The following is a 16,683-nucleotide window of genomic DNA, read 5'->3' as shown; positions in this document are numbered from 1 at the left end:
AAAGGAGATTTAATATGTTACGTGTAAATATCGTCGGCATTGGGCCAGGTAATCCAGAGCTTTTAACAAATCAGGCTCGCCAGGCTATTGAAGAAAGTAATATTTTGATAGGCGATAAAAGGATGCTTGCTGCTTTTGGAGCAGGGAAGCGTCTTTTTGACACCATAAAATCATCAGAAATTACTGAAATATGTCAAAAAGCTGATGCTGAAAAAGATGTTGTAGCAGTGTTAGTCTCTGGTGATGTAGGCTTTTTCAGTTTAGCCAAGACGATTACTGGTAAGCTTGCTGATTGTGAATGCCGCAGATATTGTGGCATCAGCAGTTTGGTCTATTTTTCTCAACAATTAAATATAGCTTGGGATGATGCTAAAATTGTCAGTATGCATGGCAGAAATCAAAATCTAATTGCTGCAGTAGCGCAAAACAGTAAAGTATTTTCACTTACCGGAGGCGAGCATTCTCCTAATCAACTATGCCTGAAACTTTGTGATCATGGTATGGCAGATGTAAAGGTATATGTTGGTGAAAACCTTTCTTATCCAGAAGAAAAAATCACTTATGGTACGGCGTCGGAAATCAGTAAATTGGAGTTTCCTTCTTTGTCTGTGATGATGATTTTGAATGAACATGCTAATGACTTTAAATACACTGTCCATGGTTTAAATGATGATCTTTTTATTCGCAGTAAAGTTCCAATGACGAAACAAGAGGTGAGGTCTGTTTCAATTTCCAAATTAATGCCAAAAGTAACGGATAATATTTACGATATTGGTGCGGGAACAGGTTCTTGTTCGATAGAATTGGCATTGCAGGCTCAAGCTGGACGTGTATGGGCATTTGAACGCAACCCTTTGGCATTGGAATTACTTGAGAAAAACAAAGCGTTATTTGCTGTTAATAATTTGGATATTGTTGCCGGAGAAGCTTCGGAACAAATTGTTGATATGCCTGCTCCTGACTGCGTATTTATTGGCGGCAGCGGTGGTAATTTATGCAAAATGCTTGATATTATTTATACAAAGAATTCTGACTGCCGGGTTGTTATCAATGCAATTACACTAGAAACACTAATAGAAGTTGTTGAATATTATAAAACCCGTTCTGAGTATGATTTAGAGATTGTTAATGTTTTTGCCGCTCGTGGTAAAAAACTAGGGGCATATAATTTGATGATGGCCCAAAACCCTGTTTATATAATGACTGCGTTGAAAAAGGGTGAGTAAAATGTCTGAAATGTTTTTGCCTCGTTTCATGATTGCTGCCCCAAATAGTGGCAGTGGAAAAACTACTGTAGTATGTGCCTTGCTGAAAGCTTTGCTTGATCAGGAGTACAAAGTAGCCGCCTTTAAATCTGGTCCCGACTATATAGATCCAATGTTTCATTCGCGCGTAATTGGTGCTAAGTCACGTAATTTGGATTTATTTATGTTAGGCAGGGAAACAACAAAGTATTTGCTGGCAAAAAATGCTTGTGATTGTGATATAGCCGTACTTGAAGGCGCTATGGGATTTTATGATGGTATGGGTAAAACAGAGCAGTGCAGTGCTTATGATTTAGCTCGTGTAACTAAAACGCCGGTTATTTTAGTCATCAATGGGAAAGGTGCAGCTTTGTCTTTGGCAGCTTTAATAAAAGGTTTTAAAGAATTCAGACCTGACGCGAATGTACGAGGCGCAATACTTAATAATGTCACTGCTATGAGCTATAAGTTTTATAAAGAAGTAATTGAGTTGGAAACAGGTGTTAAATTAGTCGGTTATTTGCCTCATATGGATGATTGCAATTTTGAAAGCAGACATTTGGGATTGGTAACCGCAGAAGAAATTGGTGATTTGCAGGAAATTATCAGCAGATTAGCAGAACAGGCAGCTAAGACTATTGATTTTGATGAATTGCTGGGTATTGCAAACAGTGCTGAGGATCTTGTTTATGAAGAACAGCCTGTTGCAAGTGTAGCTAAAGTAAAAATAGCAATAGCACAGGATAAAGCTTTTTGTTTTTATTATCAGGACGCTCTAGATTTATTGCAGGAGTTTGGTGCCGAACTAATAACGTTTAGTCCTCTTGTTGATAAAGAATTGCCAGAATGTGATGGAATAATTTTAGGAGGAGGTTATCCTGAGCTTTATGCAAAAGAGCTGGCAGAGAATATATCAATGCGTACAAGCATTAAAACTGCTCTAAAAATAGGTAAGCCTTGTTTTGCTGAATGCGGTGGATTCATGTATCTTTTGGAGCGTTTTCAAGCAGCTTCGGGAGAGATTTATGAGTGGACAGGTGCAATAAGCGGAGAAACCTTTATGACGGCAAAGCTTAACCGCTTTGGATATATAACATTGACTGCTGAAAGTGATAATGTTTTTTGCAAAATCGGTGAGAAAATAAATGGACATGAGTTTCATTATTCCGACAGTAATAATAATGGGCATGATTTTTTAGCCTTGAAAGCTTCAGGAATTTCTGAATGGAGTTGTAGTCATGCTAATAAAGTTCTGTATGCTGGCTATCCACACATTCACTTATGGGGAAATATAAATTTTGCACGAAATTTTATTCGTGCCTGTGATGAATTTGCAAAAAAACGGGATTGATCTACTGATGGTTTTAGCTGTTAGTATTTATTTAAGGGGAATTGGATTATGATGCTTTTATTTGCCATTATAGCGGGCTTTATTTTAGACCTGCTGATTGGCGACCCGCGTTGGCTGCCTCATCCGATTTGTTTAATTGGAAATTTGATAAGCTTTTTAGAAAAGCTGCTACGCAGTATTTTTGGAAAAAGCTTGCGTGGCTTATTGGTAGGAGGCGCTGTATTAGTAATATTAGTGCTTGCTTTTTCGTTTTGTGTTCCATTTTTAGTATTAGCTTTGGCAGAAAAAATCAATCCGTGGTTGGCTTTTGCTGTAGAGAGTTTTATGTGTTATCAAATTTTTGCAACGCGTTGTTTACGTGAAGAAAGTATGAAAGTTTATACTGCGTTAAAAAATAATGATTTAACAGATGCTAGAATGAAACTTTCGTGGATAGTTGGACGGGATACTAAAGAACTTACAAAATCAGAAGTGGCTAAAGGGGCAGTTGAAACTGTTGCTGAAAATACTGCAGATGGAATTATTGCTCCAATGCTGTATATGTTTATCGGCGGAGCTCCGCTTGCGTTTCTTTATAAAGGAATAAATACCATGGATTCCATGGTTGGCTATAAAAATGACAAATATTTATATTTTGGGCGTTGTGCGGCAAAATTAGATGATTTTGCTAATTATATTCCAGCACGTGTTGCTGGAATATGTATGATAGTTGCAGCTTATCTTTTAAGTTTGGATGCAAAAAAAGCCTGGAAGATTTTTAAACGTGACCGTTACAATCATTTAAGTCCTAATTCTGCAATGACGGAATCAGTAACTGCTGGCGCCCTTCATATTCAGTTAGGCGGCGGACATTTTTATTTTGGAAAATGGGTGCCTAAAGATACTATTGGTGATGATATCAGACAAGTTGAACCGGAAGATATCGTCCAGACTAATAATTTGATGTATATGACAGCTGTTTTAAGTATTTTAGTTTTTGCATTAATTTATTTACTGGAGCTTTTTATTAAAAGCTAAAGGGTGGAAAATATGTATAAATCTGTACATGGTGGAGATATTTACAGTGAGCAAAATAACAGCTTAGGGAAAAATATTGTTGATTATTCAGCAAACGTTAATCCATTAGGTTTACCTGTATCTGTAAAAGAGGCTATTAAGAATTCAATCAAAAACTGCGTTAATTATCCAGATCCTTTATGCAGGGAACTAATAGAGAAATTAGCTAAATATTTGAATATAAAAAAAGAATATCTTTTCATAAGCAATGGTGCTGCTGATGTTTTATTTAAACTTGCCTTAACAGTCAAGCCTGGCCGTGCTGTATTATTGGCTCCAACTTTTGCTGATTATGAAAAAGCTTTGCGGACAGTTGATTGTAAATTTACTTATTACGAATTGCAGGAAGAAAAAAACTTTATTGCAGGATATGATCTGCTGAAAAAAATCAATAGCAGAGTAGACTTGGTCGTAATATGCAATCCTAATAATCCGACTGGGAAATTAATAGATGAAGATTTATTGCTGGAGGTATTGGAAAAATGCTGCCGTACAGGTACAAAGCTGCTATTAGACGAATGCTTTATGGATTTTGTGGATGGCGATAAAGCATATTCGCTATGTTCGAAACTAGATAAATATCACAATCTTATTATATTGAAAGCATTTACAAAAACATATGCGATGCCAGGCTTACGTTTAGGTTATTGCATGACGTCTGATGTGTCGTTGATAAAAGGACTGCATGAAAATGGTCAGGACTGGAATGTTTCTATTCCGGCACAAGCAGCTGGTATTGCGGCTTTAGATGAAGAAAATTACTTACTGGCCAGCAAAGAGTTGATTCGTGTTGAACGGCAGTATCTTACTGCACAATTGGAAGGCTTAGGAGCAAAAACATTTGGTTCTGAGGCCAATTATGTATTTTTTAAATTGGAGAAACCTGAAAATTTGGCAGAACTTTTACGTAAGCATGGCTTTTTGATTAGAGAGTGTAATAATTACCATAATTTGGGGCCAACGTATTATCGGATTGCAGTAAAAACACGATATACAAATCGGGCTTTAATTAAAGCGATAAAGGAAGTTAGACGTAATGCGCTCATTATTGGTAATTATTGATGGCTTAGGTGATGATCATATTCCTGCTTTGAATGGATTGACACCTTTCCAATATGCTGAACATAAAAATATCGATACTCTTATTAAGCTGGGAACATACAGTGAAGTAAGCATTTGTGAGAATGATTTCATTCCTGAAAGTTTGAGTTGTATTTTGCGCTTGCTTGGTGTACAGCAGCGGGATTTCCCAACAAATAGAGCGTATTTGGAATTGTTGGCGCATGGTAGGGATATTTCGGAATATGAGATGGTATTACGCTGTAACCTGGTTTCAATAGACAAAGATAATACGCTGGTATCTTTTAATGGTCAGGGACTTTCGGCAGAAAGCATGGCAGAAGCAGCTAAAGCATGCGATGAGTTTTGGCAGGGCATAGAATTTATGCATTTGTCTATGTATCGTAATCTGTTGATTTTAGATAAAGACAGAAGGATTTTGGACAATTGTGTTATTTCTCCGCCTCACGAGAGTATGGGAAAGAATGTTGACCTGCTTTTAGGAGAATTAAAACAGCAGTCTTTGCTGTTAAAGCATTTTATTGAATGTACAGCGAAAAGGCTGGAACGTTTTAATCATGATGACATTCGTTATATGCTTTATCCCTGGGGGCCTTCAGAACGTAAAACGTTGCCTGGATTTCAAGCTTTGCATGGGTTGAAAGGTGCAGCAATTTGCGAAGCAGAAATTGTCAGAGGCATTGCAAAAGGATTGCATTTGACGGCTCCTAAAATCGCTGGAGTGACAGCGGATATAGATACTGATATTGCTGCCAAGGCAACAGCGACCTTAAATATGTTGAAAGAACATGATTTTGTCTTAACGCATTTTAACGGTGCAGATGAAGCAGCACACAGATATGATTATCAGAGCAAAGCTGAGTTTATAAGTGCTATTGACGAAGAGTTTTTAGAGAAAATTATAAATAATATACAGGAACCTTTACGCATTGTTATTTGTGGTGATCATGTAACAAGTTCTATTAATGGCAAACATAATAAAAATGCAGTTCCTGTAGTTGCTGCACAAATCAATACTGCTGCTATACCAGTAAAAATAAATAATTATCAGGATATCCTGACATTTTTAATGAGAGCGAGTGATATGCGTGGCTAAAGCTATAATGGTACAAGGAACAATGTCTAATGCCGGTAAAAGTTTGGTGACAGCTGGTTTATGCCGTGTTTTTAATCAAGATGGTTATAAAGTAGCACCTTTTAAATCTCAAAATATGGCATTGAACTCATTTATTACTCGCAATGGTGCAGAAATGGGAAGAGCGCAGGTTGTGCAGGCAGAAGCGGCCAACATTGAACCAAGTGCCTTGATGAACCCTATTTTGCTGAAACCAACCAGTGATTCAGGCTCACAGGTTATTGTTAATGGTGAAGCTATTGGAACTATGACAGCTGCAGAATATTTCAAATTTAAAACAAATTTGATCCCTGATATTATGAAAGCATATGGTCAATTATCCGAAAGTAGTGATGTGATTGTTATCGAAGGTGCTGGGAGCCCAGCCGAAATCAATTTAAAATCACAGGATATAGTTAATATGGGTATGGCAAAGATGGCAAAAGCACCGGTGCTTTTAGTTGCCGATATAGACAGAGGCGGTGTTTTTGCTTCTATTTACGGAACTTTAATGTTGCTTGAGGAAGATGAAAGAGCGATGGTTAAAGGTATCATTGTCAATAAATTTCGCGGTGATGTCGATATACTGCGTCCTGGTTTGAAAATGATAGAAGAGAAAACGGGGGTGCCTGTTGTTGGTGTATTGCCGATGCTGCATGTAGATATTGAAGATGAGGATAGTTTATCAGAACGGTTAACTACACATACAGAAGTACAGGCAGTAGATATTGCTGTTATCCGTATTCCAAGAATGTCTAATTATACTGATTTCAATGTTTTTGAACTTATACCAGGTGTATCGCTGCGTTATGTGCAATCAGTTTCAGAGTTGAAAAATCCGGATATGATTGTTATTCCGGGAACAAAAAATACTATTGGTGATTTAAAATGGATGCGTCAAAATGGATTGGAAGCAGAGATAATGAAACGCGCTCATGCTGGTACAGTGGTTTTTGGTATTTGCGGCGGTTATCAAATGTTGGGGAAGAATCTTTCGGATCCATATGGAGTAGAAGAAGGCGGAGATACTGCAGGATTAGGTCTTTTGGATGTTGAAACCATTTTTGCTGAGAAAAAACGCACTATTCAGGTAGATGGATATTTTGGCAAAGTAAAAGGTATTTTCAGCGCGTTAACCGGCCTCTCTTTTTATGGTTATGAAATACATTCCGGCATAACTAATTTTGATGATGGTAAATCGTTGACATTGATGAAACCTATTCACGAAGCAGGTGAAATAAGTCCAGAAGGATCTCAGAATGTTAGTGATACTATGAACGTATATGGTACATATGTGCATGGAGTATTTGATGGTGAAGGTATTGCTAAATCTGTGGTGGAAGCTTTACTTGCTAAAAAGGGTATGAAGCCAGACGATATTAAAACTATTAATTTTAATGATTATAAAAAGCAGCAGTATGATATTTTGGCAAATAGTATACGTGAAAATATTGATATGAAAAAAATTTATGAGATTTTGGAAGCCGGTGTGTAAGATGGAGCATGGGTTAATTCATATCTATTGCGGGGACGGGAAAGGTAAAACTACTGCTTGTCTAGGATTAAGTATACGTTGTGCGGGGCATGGCAATAAAGTATTATTCGTACAATTTTTAAAAAGCCGTCTTACCGGAGAATTGAAATCTTTAGAATTGCTTTCAAATATTGAAGTCTTAAGGGGTAAAGAAACTAAAAAATTTACTTTTCAGATGACTGCGGATGAGAAACAGGAAGTCCTGCGGGAGCATATGCGGTTATTTGCTAGAATTAAGACTAAACTGGAACAGGAAGAAGTACGATTATTGGTTCTTGATGAAGTTATAGGTGCTTGTAATACAGGTGTTTTTGATGAAGGACAATTAATTGATTTTCTGAAAAATAAGCCGCAGAGTTTAGAGGTTGTTTTATCTGGACGGAACCCGTCTTCAGCTTTACTCGATTTAGCAGATTATGTGTCTGAGGTTTGTAAGCGTAAGCATCCTTTTGATAAGGGTATACCGGCAAGAGTAGGAATTGAAAAATAAATTGAAGAAAGGTGGTAGAAAATATGGAATTACAAAATGTGTTACCGGCTGATATTGAAAAACGCAGTATGGAGATTATTGCTGAAGAATTGGGGGAGATCCAGCTTGATCCAGAGAAAGTTAGTATTGTAAAAAGGGTTATTCATACCTCTGCTGACTTTGATTATGCACGTACGCTGCATTTTTCGAATGGTGTAGTAGAGAAAGCTTTAGAAGCACTGAAAAAGGGCGCTACTATAGTTACTGATACTAATATGGCTTGCGTGGGTATAAATAAACCTGGTTTAAATAAGCTTGGCGGCAAAGCAGTTTGCTTTATGGCAGATGCTGATGTGGCAGAAAGAGCGAAAGAAGCTGGTTCTACACGTGCTGCTGCTTGTATGGAAAAAGCTTGTGAAGTAGAAGGGCCTGTAATTATTGCTGTTGGTAACGCTCCTACGGCTTTAGTACGCTTAGATGAACTTGTAAAAGAGGGCAGGATTAAGCCTGAGCTTGTTATTGGTGTTCCCGTTGGGTTTGTCAATGTTGTGGAATCTAAAGAAATCATTATGAAAACTGGTATTCCTTATATAGTTGCTCGTGGCCGTAAGGGTGGCAGTAATGTAGCTGCAGCTATTTGTAACGCGCTTATTTACAAGCTGACGCGTTAAATAAAAACATTGACAATAATATCGTAGAGTAATATAATATTCTTCGTTGAAAGACTTATTCCCCGATAGCTCAATCGGTAGAGCACTCGGCTGTTAACCGAGTTGTTGTAGGTTCGAGTCCTACTCGGGGAGCCAGTAAATTGAGCCTGCTAAAAAAGCAGGCTTTTTATTTTGTTATCTAAATGTTTGTGATAATAGTTTTGTTGGATAACAGTACTTAGAATATCGCTGGAGATAGATAGCTTTTTTATGATATAATAAAGCTATAATATAGCAAAGGAGAATGATTCATGGCATTTGAGTTAATGAATACTCAAGAAATTCATGAGTTTGGATTACAGGTATTGCTGCAGTATCTTACTGAAAAAGGTTTTGAAATAGAATTCGTTCAACCTAATAAAAGTGAGATTCCACATGTAGTTGCTAAGCAAGGTGAGCAGTTGATTTTTATTTTGGTGGCTACTGATGTTTATCCCAATAAAGGTACTATTGCCGATTCTGATAAGCAGGCATTATTGGAACATGCTCAAACTTTTGCAGCACAGTCTGCTTGTGCTTATTTGGGAATCGCCAATGCTGACGGTGTTGTTAATAAAGATAAAGAATTATGTGCCAAAGCTTTTAAAAATGCACAATTTTATACTGACTTCAGCGGATTGGAATTCATTCATTTCGAAGATTGAGGTGCTAGAAGATGGACTTACTGAAAGTTGATTATGATAAATGTATAAAATGTGGTATTTGTGTAGAGGCGTGTCCATCATGTATTTTATCAATGGGAGAGCTTGGACCTGAATGCAATTTTGATAGAGGTTGCATGAGCTGCGGCCATTGTGTTGCTATTTGCCCAACGGCTGCTATGGATAATAAATATGTGCCGCTAGAAGAACAATTACCACTGCCGATGCCTGTTTTAGATGCTGAAACTGCATATAATTTTTTGCGTATGCGTCGATCAGTTCGTATGTTTAAACCGCAGCCACCAACTGAGTCAGATGTACGTAAACTGCTTGAAGTATGCCGCTATGCGCCAACAGCAGGTAATTCACAGGGAATGTATTATATAGTAATCAGTGATAAGGAAAAAATCAGAGCTATTGCTGAGGCTACAGCACAGTGGATGGAACAGGAAATTGCAGAAGGAAGTTCTAACAGCAGATATTTTACTACTGTATTGAGAGCTTATCGCGAGCGTGGTCAGGATATTATTGCCCGCAACGCACCGATGGTGATTTTTGCATTGGCCCGTAGATTAAATACAACTGGTGTTAGCAATGCAGAACAGTCTTGGGCTTATGCGGAGCTTTATGCACCGACTATCGGTATGGGAACGACTATTGCCGGATTTATCCAAACCTGTGGTATAGCCGGATATAAACCATTGCTTGACTTGGTAGAAGTGCCGGCTAAGCAAAAAATAGTAGGCGCTTTAATGGTTGGTTATCCGAAATATAAATTCCAAAGGTTAGTAGAACGACAGCATTTAAAAGTAGAATTTAAATAAAATACGAATAATGTAAAAAGAGCAGTAACCTTTAAGGTTACTGCTCTTTTTGTTTTCTATACTTGGCTTTAAATTTAAGATGTTTTGATGAATAGGACACATAAACGGTGGATTTTTTATAATAAAAGTGATAAGATAATATATATTTGACTGTAAAATAAAATAATAAAATATTTTAAAATAGAAAGTTTTTGATTTTCTATAAAATACAAATTTAAAGATGGTTATGAATAGAGGAAATTCAGTGAGATACTACAGTTCTTTGCTGCGAAAGATAATTTTGATCATAGGCGACATAATTTGTTTGTATCTGGCTACCAGCATCGCTATGGTACTGGAACTTGGTAATAAACAAACGGATAAGATAGCTTTCCATCTGGAATTTCTGCCGATCCTGGTCATCATTATGTTCTTTATGTTCAACGTCTATGGCTTGTTCAGTCTGATCCGCAAAAAGCTGGTAGATATTTTTCTTAATCTATTGGTAGCGGTGACCAATATTTACATCATAGCGATGGCCATGACCTTCTTTTTTCGTCAGTTTGATTATTCACGTGTTGTGCTTGTTTATTCAGCGGTATTTTCGTTTGTGTTGCTGGCAATCTGGCAATATATCTGTCACCAGTGGGAATGGAAGTATTTTCCCAAACAGACGGCTGTATTATTTGCAGCTGGTGAAGAAGCAGCACGCATCCAGAATAAATTATTGAAAACTTATGGAATGGAGCAGTCATTGCAGTCTGTTTGTGACAGCTGTCAACAGACCAACTGGAAGCAGCTTATCGACGCTAACTACTATGTTTTTATTGGCGCGGAACTGCCGATAGCAGACAAAGAAAAAATACTGCGTTATGCACGCAGCACGAAGAAACAAATATTTTTTGTACCGACACTGTATGAACTGGCATGCAAGAATACAGGCTTTTTATTGGTTGATGATATACCGATGCAGCGTGTAACACGTATGCTGCTGACAGCAGAACAGAGAGTACTGAAACGGATTTTAGATATTGCCGTAGCGGTAACTGCTTTGATTATACTATCGCCAGTCATGCTGATAACAGCAGTTATGATAAAGCTGGACAGTAAAGGACCGGTGCTTTATTCACAGGAGCGCGTGGGGCTATACGGTAAGACATTTTTTGTACATAAATTCCGCAGCATGAAGCAGGATGCGGAAGCCAAATGCGGGCCGGTACTGGCTGCGGAAGGGGACCCCAGGATCACAAAATTCGGCAGATTTATGAGGGCTACCAGACTTGATGAGTTGCCGCAGCTGTTCAATGTGCTGAAAGGCGAAATGAGCATCGTCGGACCCAGACCGGAACGGCCGTTCTTCGTCAAGCAGTTTATTGCCCAAAAACCTGAATATGATTACCGGCATAATGTAAAACCTGGCATTACAGGACTGGCACAAATAGCAGGCAAATATAACACCAGTGCCTATGACAAGCTGATATACGACTTGCTTTATATACAGGACGTCAGCGTCAAAACAGACCTGATGATCATGCTGCAGACATTCAAAGTTCTGCTGACAAAAAGCAGTACCGAAGGAGTACAGGGAAAATGATTGATGATTTAGTTTCCATAATAATGTCTGCCTATAACGTAGAAAAATATATTGCAGAAGCTATCGAAAGTGTATTAAAGCAGACATATACAAATTGGGAACTGATTATCGTTAATGATTGTTCAATAGATGCTACAGAACAACTTGCAAAAAAGTATCAAGAGCAGGATGAACGGATCAAACTCCATTCTTTACCTGAAAATAAGGGTGTTGCTAACGCTAGAAATATAGCACTACAAAATGCTGTTGGCAGATATATAGCTTTTTTAGACAGTGATGATATTTGGTTACCAGAAAAATTGGAAAAACAGTTGGATTTCATGAAAATAAATAACTATGTATTTACTTATCATCAATATCGTCATTTTGCAAGTAAAGATAAGGTTGGGAAAATTGTAAAGATACCATCTCAACTTGATTATATGGATGCGCTAAAAGGTAATTCCATAGGATGTTTGACAGTATGTATTGATAAAAGTAAAATAAAACCTTTTTTGATGCCACAGCAAAGACATGAGGATTATATAACATGGTTGAACATATTAAAGGAAAATAAAATTGTTGCTTATGGATTACAAGATGATTTAGCCAGATATCGTATAGGAACTAAAGAATCTGTATCTGCAAATAAGTTTAAAAGTGCCATATGGACATGGAAAGTATATAGAAATAGTCAAAAGTTATCTATTCTGCAAAGTATTTATTACATATTTCTTTATTTTCAACAAGGATTGCAAAAACATATTTTTCGTTAAAATATACAAAAGGAAAGATTAAATTGAAAATTTTGATTGATAGTAAACATGGTTTAGGTGATTGTGTCCAAATTATACCAATGTTACAGATAATTAGAGATAACTATCCGGATTGTTATCTAGCAGTAATCGTACGAAATAAAGCCAGCAGGGAACTGTTACAGGCTGCTTCTGTAACAATTGATGAATATTATTACTTGGATATGCAAACAATTACAATAAAAAAACTTTTAGCACTGATAGTTAGCCTTCGTCATCAAGTTTTTGATTATTTTATTATATCTCCTATCAGTACTAAATGGAAAGCAATAATATTTGCATTGTTAACTGGTGCTAAAAGATGTATCGGTGAACAATATCAAAAAATGGACAAGTATCAGATCGACAATACTGTTCATATGGTAGAACGAAATTTAAATTTATTACGCTGCATATGTAAAATTCCTGATCAAAAAATAAATCCCGAATTAAAAGTTGATAAAAATAGTTTTACTTCGATAATAAAACAGGATGGCATAAAAATCATAGGAATTTGTATAGGCGGTGGAACTGCTGTTGTGATTAACCATGAAAGAATTTATCCTAGAAAGTGGTCAATAGAAAAAATAAAATTGGTTATAAAAAATGTTTTAGATTATGGATATAAAGTAGTTTTATTTGGCGGACAGGATGAAATAAAAGAATTAGAACATTTGAGTAATATACTGGGACATCAGAATTTATATGATTTTGTTGGAAAAACTGATATTAAAGAATCAATAATATTGGCGGCTCAATGTGATTTACTTATTGGAGTTGACACAGGTATGCAGCATATTGCTGATGCTGTAAAAACAAAAACAGTATCTTTATTTGGGCCTACAAATCCTCTAACACATGGCGCATATTCTGATAAAGCCGTTTTTATTGAAGCTGACTGTAAATGTGAATATAAATATTGTTATGGAACGAATATGTATTGGCAATGTAAAGATAGAAAATGCTTAAATGATATATCAGCAGAACATGTAATAAATAAAATGTTACAGGAGAAAGTATGGAAATGAAGGTGTTATTTTTAACTAATATACCAGTACCATATAGAATTGACTTTTTCAATGAATTTGGTAAATTTGTTGATCTGACTGTAGTTTTTGACAGAAGAAATGCAGATGATAGGGAGGATTCTTGGTTAAAAGAACAATGCATTAATTTTAAAGGATATTTTTTAGATTCTTATAAGGTTGGAATGGATAATGGAATTTCGTTGAGAATATTTACTTGGCTTAATAAAAGATGGGACTATATAATTGTTGGAACACATACAAGTTATAATTCATTATTAGCAATGATGTATATGAAGTTAAGGGGTATAAAATATATTTTAAATTGTGATGGTGGAATATTCTATAAAAATGAAAGTAGCGTAAAAAAACTTTTAAAGAAGTTTTTTGTGTCGTCAGCAGAGTATTATCTTAGTACAGGAAAACATACGAATAATTGGCTTAAATATTATGGTGGGAAAAAAAATAGAATTTATAATTATCAGTTAGCAAGTTTTTATAGTGATTATATATCTGAAGAATTGGATGTTATAAAAAAAGATAAATTGTTTATCAAAAGAGAATTGTCTGTTTATGAGCAGCAAATTATTTTGTCAGTAGGTAGATTTATACAGGAAAAGGGATTTGATGTTTTGATTGAAGCTGCAAAGTTTTTTGATAAAAAGAATGTTGGAATTTATATTATTGGAGGAGATTTTCCTCTGGAATATTGGTATGAGATAATCGAAACTAATGATATTAAAAACATTCATTTTATACCTTTTCAATGTACTAAAAATTTAAAAAAATGGTTCGTTATAGCAGATATATTTGTATTACCAACGAGAAATGATTCTTGGGGGTTAGTAGTAAACGAGGCTATGGCACATGGACTTCCTGTCATAACTACAGATAGATGTAATGCAGGATTAGAACTTATAGAAAACTATAAAAATGGGTTTATTGTTCCGGTGGACGATAATAATAAATTATCAGAGAAGATAAATTTATTGTTAGAAAATGAGATGCTTCGCAAGCAACAAGGATTAAATAATTTGAAAAAAATTAAAAACTATACAATTGAAAAAATGGCTGAGCGGCATTTTGAAATATTAAATATTATTCAAAATAGGTGAATGTTGTGAAAAATGTTTTAATAATATCTGCAACAGATACTATTGGTGGCGCAGAGATTGTTTTATATGATTTTCTAAAAGAAAATAGATTTCATAATTTTTATATATTAACAAGTAATAATAAAATGATAGAAAAAGGTTACAAAGATGTCCTTGGAGACAAGGTTTTCTGTAGCAAAGTTCTTTCAGGTTATAATTTTAAGGGGAATCCGATACTGACATTTTATAGATTAATATTTGCGTTGCTTGAAATAAAAAAAATAGTTAAAGAATTTAGTATTGATATATTATATGGTAATAATACTAAAGATTTTGTTATTCTAGTTTTTTATAAAATATTCATTGATCCTAAGATTAAAACTGTTGCCCATATTCATGATATGTTAACCGAAAAAATCCATAGAGTTTTTTTACATAATTTTGCTTCCAAAATAGATTTGTTTATAACACCATCAAAAGCTTGTGCTGAAAAATTGATTGGCGCAGATGTTGATAAAAACAAAATAAAATGTATTTATAATGGTATTCAATATTCGACTAAATATATTAGAAATTATTATGATAAAAAACATATAATTAATATATTTTTTATTGGTAGTATCTGTAGATTAAAAAGACCAGACATATTCATTGATGTTTTAAATATTTTAAATGAGTTATCGAGCATAACCTTTAATGGATATATTATCGGCCCGGTTTTAGAAAAATCTTGTTTTGAAGAAACAGAAAAAAAAATAAAATGTGCAAAAAATAAGGGAATTATAAAATATCTTGGATCTATTCCACATAAAAAATTATTAAGCGATATATATCCTAATATAGATATATTGTTTTTATCTAGTGATAAAGATACATTACCAACAGTGATTTTAGAAGCGATGTCATTTGGTAAGGTAGTAGTTGCACGTAATGTTGATGGAGTTCCTGAAATGATCAGTGATGGAATAGACGGAATTATATTTAAATATACTGCTACACCGAATGAAATAGCAGAGAAAATTCTTTTTTATATTGCTGATAATGATTTTTTAAATGATATTTCTTATGCAGCCTACTTAAAAATAAGAGAAAAGTTTAGCAATAACATAAAAAAAGAAAAAATAAATTGGCTGATAGAAAATAATTGTTTTTAGTATAAAGGAGAATATGAGTGTTTCGTAATAGTTTGATAAGTGTAATAGTACCTGTTTATAATGTTGAAAAATATTTGCCGCAATGTCTTAATTCTATTATTAATCAAACATATGAAAATTTAGAAATCATTTTGATTAATGATGGTAGTACAGATAATAGCGGTAATATTTGTGATGAATATGCAAAAAGAAATTCTCGTATTAAGGCTATTCACAAAGAAAATGGTGGGGCAAGTTCTGCTAGGAACATAGGCCTAGATATATGTAAGGGTGATTATATAGGGTTTGTTGATAGTGACGATTGGATTGAATTAGATATGTATGAAAGTTTGTATAAATATATGCGGGAGAAAGATGTTGATATTACATGTGTTGGATTTTCTTATGCTTATATTAATAAAAATTTATACCATAATAGTCCAGAAAATTTTTTGTATAGTAAAAATCCAAAGTTTATGTATGAAATTTTTTCAAATCAATATTATGGGGAAATGATGTGTAATAAGCTTTTTAAAAAATTTATTTTTGATGGGATAAGATTTCCTGAAAATAAAATGACTGAAGATGCATTTATATTTTTTGATATTTTAGAAAAAGTTAATGGTGTTTATATCAGTGCCGAGAGAAAATATTTTTATAGGATGAGAGATAATAGTGTTACTCATTCTGAATTTAATCCTAAATTATTGGATTGTCTGGACTTGAATGAATATTTTTTAAAACTAGCATATACAAAGTATCAATTGTTAATTCCTAAAATAATAATCAAATGTCTGCGAGTTGATTATTTTGTGTTAAGTAAGTTAGTTATAAGTAAACAGTTAAGTGAAAATTATAGAACGGCAATTTATTTACAAAAGAAAATGCGAAAAAATATAAATAGCATTATTAAAACTAGTGAACTAAACATAATAGAAAAGATTGGTTTTCTTAGTTTAATTATTAATTTCAATTTGTTTCGCTACCTATTAAAATCAAAAAATTTTATGAAATTGCTAATTGGCAAAAAAATGATATCATACCCCTAACTAAATAAATGAG

General features: G+C 34.6%; 16 protein-coding genes and 1 tRNA gene. All 17 read left to right on the top strand.

Annotated elements, in window-relative coordinates:
* Nucleotides 1-14: 14 nt before the first annotated feature.
* The 17 genes from cbiE to PFJ30894_RS08570 all read left to right on the top strand — a co-directional run bounded on the left by cbiE (nt 15) and on the right by PFJ30894_RS08570 (nt 16,670).
* Nucleotides 15-1,226, top strand: coding sequence for a precorrin-6y C5,15-methyltransferase (decarboxylating) subunit CbiE (cbiE, locus tag PFJ30894_RS08650; protein WP_125669590.1), 1,212 nt, complete (start codon nt 15-17; stop codon nt 1,224-1,226).
* Between the two features lies 1 nt (nt 1,227).
* Entirely contained in the window at nt 1,228-2,595 is a 1,368-nt protein-coding gene (locus PFJ30894_RS08645) for a cobyrinate a,c-diamide synthase (RefSeq protein ID WP_021718585.1), read from the top strand.
* 48 nt (nt 2,596-2,643) lie between these two features.
* The gene (gene cbiB, locus PFJ30894_RS08640) at nt 2,644-3,612 is read left to right on the top strand and encodes an adenosylcobinamide-phosphate synthase CbiB (protein ID WP_167457052.1); all 969 of its coding nucleotides are present in this window, start codon (nt 2,644-2,646) and stop codon (nt 3,610-3,612) included.
* Between the two features lie 12 nt (nt 3,613-3,624).
* Nucleotides 3,625-4,713, top strand: coding sequence for a pyridoxal phosphate-dependent aminotransferase (locus tag PFJ30894_RS08635; RefSeq protein WP_125669589.1), 1,089 nt, complete (start codon nt 3,625-3,627; stop codon nt 4,711-4,713).
* Nucleotides 4,688-5,827: an alkaline phosphatase family protein gene (locus PFJ30894_RS08630; RefSeq protein WP_125669588.1), complete on the top strand. Its 1,140-nt coding sequence runs from the start codon at nt 4,688-4,690 to the stop codon at nt 5,825-5,827. Before PFJ30894_RS08635 ends, PFJ30894_RS08630 begins: the two co-directional genes overlap by 26 nt.
* On the top strand, nt 5,820-7,340 hold the full coding sequence (locus tag PFJ30894_RS08625) for a cobyric acid synthase (protein ID WP_125669587.1): 1,521 nt from the start codon (nt 5,820-5,822) through the stop codon (nt 7,338-7,340). Before PFJ30894_RS08630 ends, PFJ30894_RS08625 begins: the two co-directional genes overlap by 8 nt.
* Nucleotide 7,341: 1 nt before the next feature.
* Nucleotides 7,342-7,869, top strand: a complete 528-nt coding sequence (locus PFJ30894_RS08620) for a cob(I)yrinic acid a,c-diamide adenosyltransferase (RefSeq protein WP_125669586.1) — start codon at nt 7,342-7,344, stop codon at nt 7,867-7,869.
* 23 nt (nt 7,870-7,892) lie between these two features.
* On the top strand, nt 7,893-8,519 hold the full coding sequence (locus tag PFJ30894_RS08615; RefSeq protein WP_021718579.1) for a precorrin-8X methylmutase: 627 nt from the start codon (nt 7,893-7,895) through the stop codon (nt 8,517-8,519).
* 59 nt (nt 8,520-8,578) lie between these two features.
* Nucleotides 8,579-8,654 (top strand) — tRNA-Asn (locus tag PFJ30894_RS08610).
* 155 nt (nt 8,655-8,809) lie between these two features.
* The gene (locus PFJ30894_RS08605; protein WP_125669585.1) at nt 8,810-9,202 is read left to right on the top strand and encodes a hypothetical protein; all 393 of its coding nucleotides are present in this window, start codon (nt 8,810-8,812) and stop codon (nt 9,200-9,202) included.
* Nucleotides 9,203-9,213: 11 nt separating this feature from the next.
* Nucleotides 9,214-10,023, top strand: a complete 810-nt coding sequence (locus tag PFJ30894_RS08600; protein WP_125669584.1) for a nitroreductase family protein — start codon at nt 9,214-9,216, stop codon at nt 10,021-10,023.
* 244 nt (nt 10,024-10,267) lie between these two features.
* On the top strand, nt 10,268-11,596 hold the full coding sequence (locus PFJ30894_RS08595) for a sugar transferase (RefSeq protein WP_167457051.1): 1,329 nt from the start codon (nt 10,268-10,270) through the stop codon (nt 11,594-11,596).
* The gene (locus PFJ30894_RS08590; RefSeq protein ID WP_125669582.1) at nt 11,593-12,351 is read left to right on the top strand and encodes a glycosyltransferase family 2 protein; all 759 of its coding nucleotides are present in this window, start codon (nt 11,593-11,595) and stop codon (nt 12,349-12,351) included. Before PFJ30894_RS08595 ends, PFJ30894_RS08590 begins: the two co-directional genes overlap by 4 nt.
* Before the next feature lie 23 nt (nt 12,352-12,374).
* Complete coding sequence (locus tag PFJ30894_RS08585; protein ID WP_125669581.1) at nt 12,375-13,397, top strand: glycosyltransferase family 9 protein; 1,023 nt, start codon at nt 12,375-12,377, stop codon at nt 13,395-13,397.
* Nucleotides 13,388-14,509 (top strand): glycosyltransferase family 4 protein, encoded by a 1,122-nt coding sequence (locus PFJ30894_RS08580; RefSeq protein WP_125669580.1) that lies wholly within the window; start codon nt 13,388-13,390, stop codon nt 14,507-14,509. The genes PFJ30894_RS08585 and PFJ30894_RS08580 overlap by 10 nt, the downstream gene beginning before the upstream one ends.
* A 5-nt stretch (nt 14,510-14,514) precedes the next feature.
* A complete protein-coding gene (locus tag PFJ30894_RS08575) occupies nt 14,515-15,642 on the top strand; it encodes a glycosyltransferase family 4 protein (protein ID WP_167457050.1) in 1,128 nt (375 codons plus the stop codon).
* 17 nt (nt 15,643-15,659) lie between these two features.
* Nucleotides 15,660-16,670, top strand: coding sequence for a glycosyltransferase family 2 protein (locus PFJ30894_RS08570; protein WP_125669578.1), 1,011 nt, complete (start codon nt 15,660-15,662; stop codon nt 16,668-16,670).
* Nucleotides 16,671-16,683: the final 13 nt, after the last annotated feature.

The organism is Phascolarctobacterium faecium, assembly GCF_003945365.1.
Taxonomy (GTDB): Bacteria; Bacillota; Negativicutes; order Acidaminococcales; family Acidaminococcaceae; genus Phascolarctobacterium; species Phascolarctobacterium faecium.
The sequence above is the reverse complement of the archived record's forward strand: the minus strand, read 5'-3'. Positions and strand labels throughout refer to the sequence as shown.

Bases quoted from the DNA above. Each gene is read 5' to 3' on its own strand.
- cbiE (WP_125669590.1), top strand. From the start codon at position 15: ATGTTACGTGTAAATATCGTCGGCATTGGGCCAGGTAATCCAGAGCTT.
- PFJ30894_RS08580 (WP_125669580.1), top strand. From the start codon at position 13,388: ATGGAAATGAAGGTGTTATTTTTAACTAATATACCAGTACCATATAGA.
- cbiB (WP_167457052.1), top strand. From the start codon at position 2,644: ATGATGCTTTTATTTGCCATTATAGCGGGCTTTATTTTAGACCTGCTG.
- PFJ30894_RS08635 (WP_125669589.1), top strand. From the start codon at position 3,625: ATGTATAAATCTGTACATGGTGGAGATATTTACAGTGAGCAAAATAAC.
- PFJ30894_RS08590 (WP_125669582.1), top strand. From the start codon at position 11,593: ATGATTGATGATTTAGTTTCCATAATAATGTCTGCCTATAACGTAGAA.
- PFJ30894_RS08600 (WP_125669584.1), top strand. From the start codon at position 9,214: ATGGACTTACTGAAAGTTGATTATGATAAATGTATAAAATGTGGTATT.
- PFJ30894_RS08630 (WP_125669588.1), top strand. From the start codon at position 4,688: ATGCGCTCATTATTGGTAATTATTGATGGCTTAGGTGATGATCATATT.
- PFJ30894_RS08605 (WP_125669585.1), top strand. From the start codon at position 8,810: ATGGCATTTGAGTTAATGAATACTCAAGAAATTCATGAGTTTGGATTA.
- PFJ30894_RS08620 (WP_125669586.1), top strand. From the start codon at position 7,342: ATGGAGCATGGGTTAATTCATATCTATTGCGGGGACGGGAAAGGTAAA.
- PFJ30894_RS08645 (WP_021718585.1), top strand. From the start codon at position 1,228: ATGTCTGAAATGTTTTTGCCTCGTTTCATGATTGCTGCCCCAAATAGT.
- PFJ30894_RS08615 (WP_021718579.1), top strand. From the start codon at position 7,893: ATGGAATTACAAAATGTGTTACCGGCTGATATTGAAAAACGCAGTATG.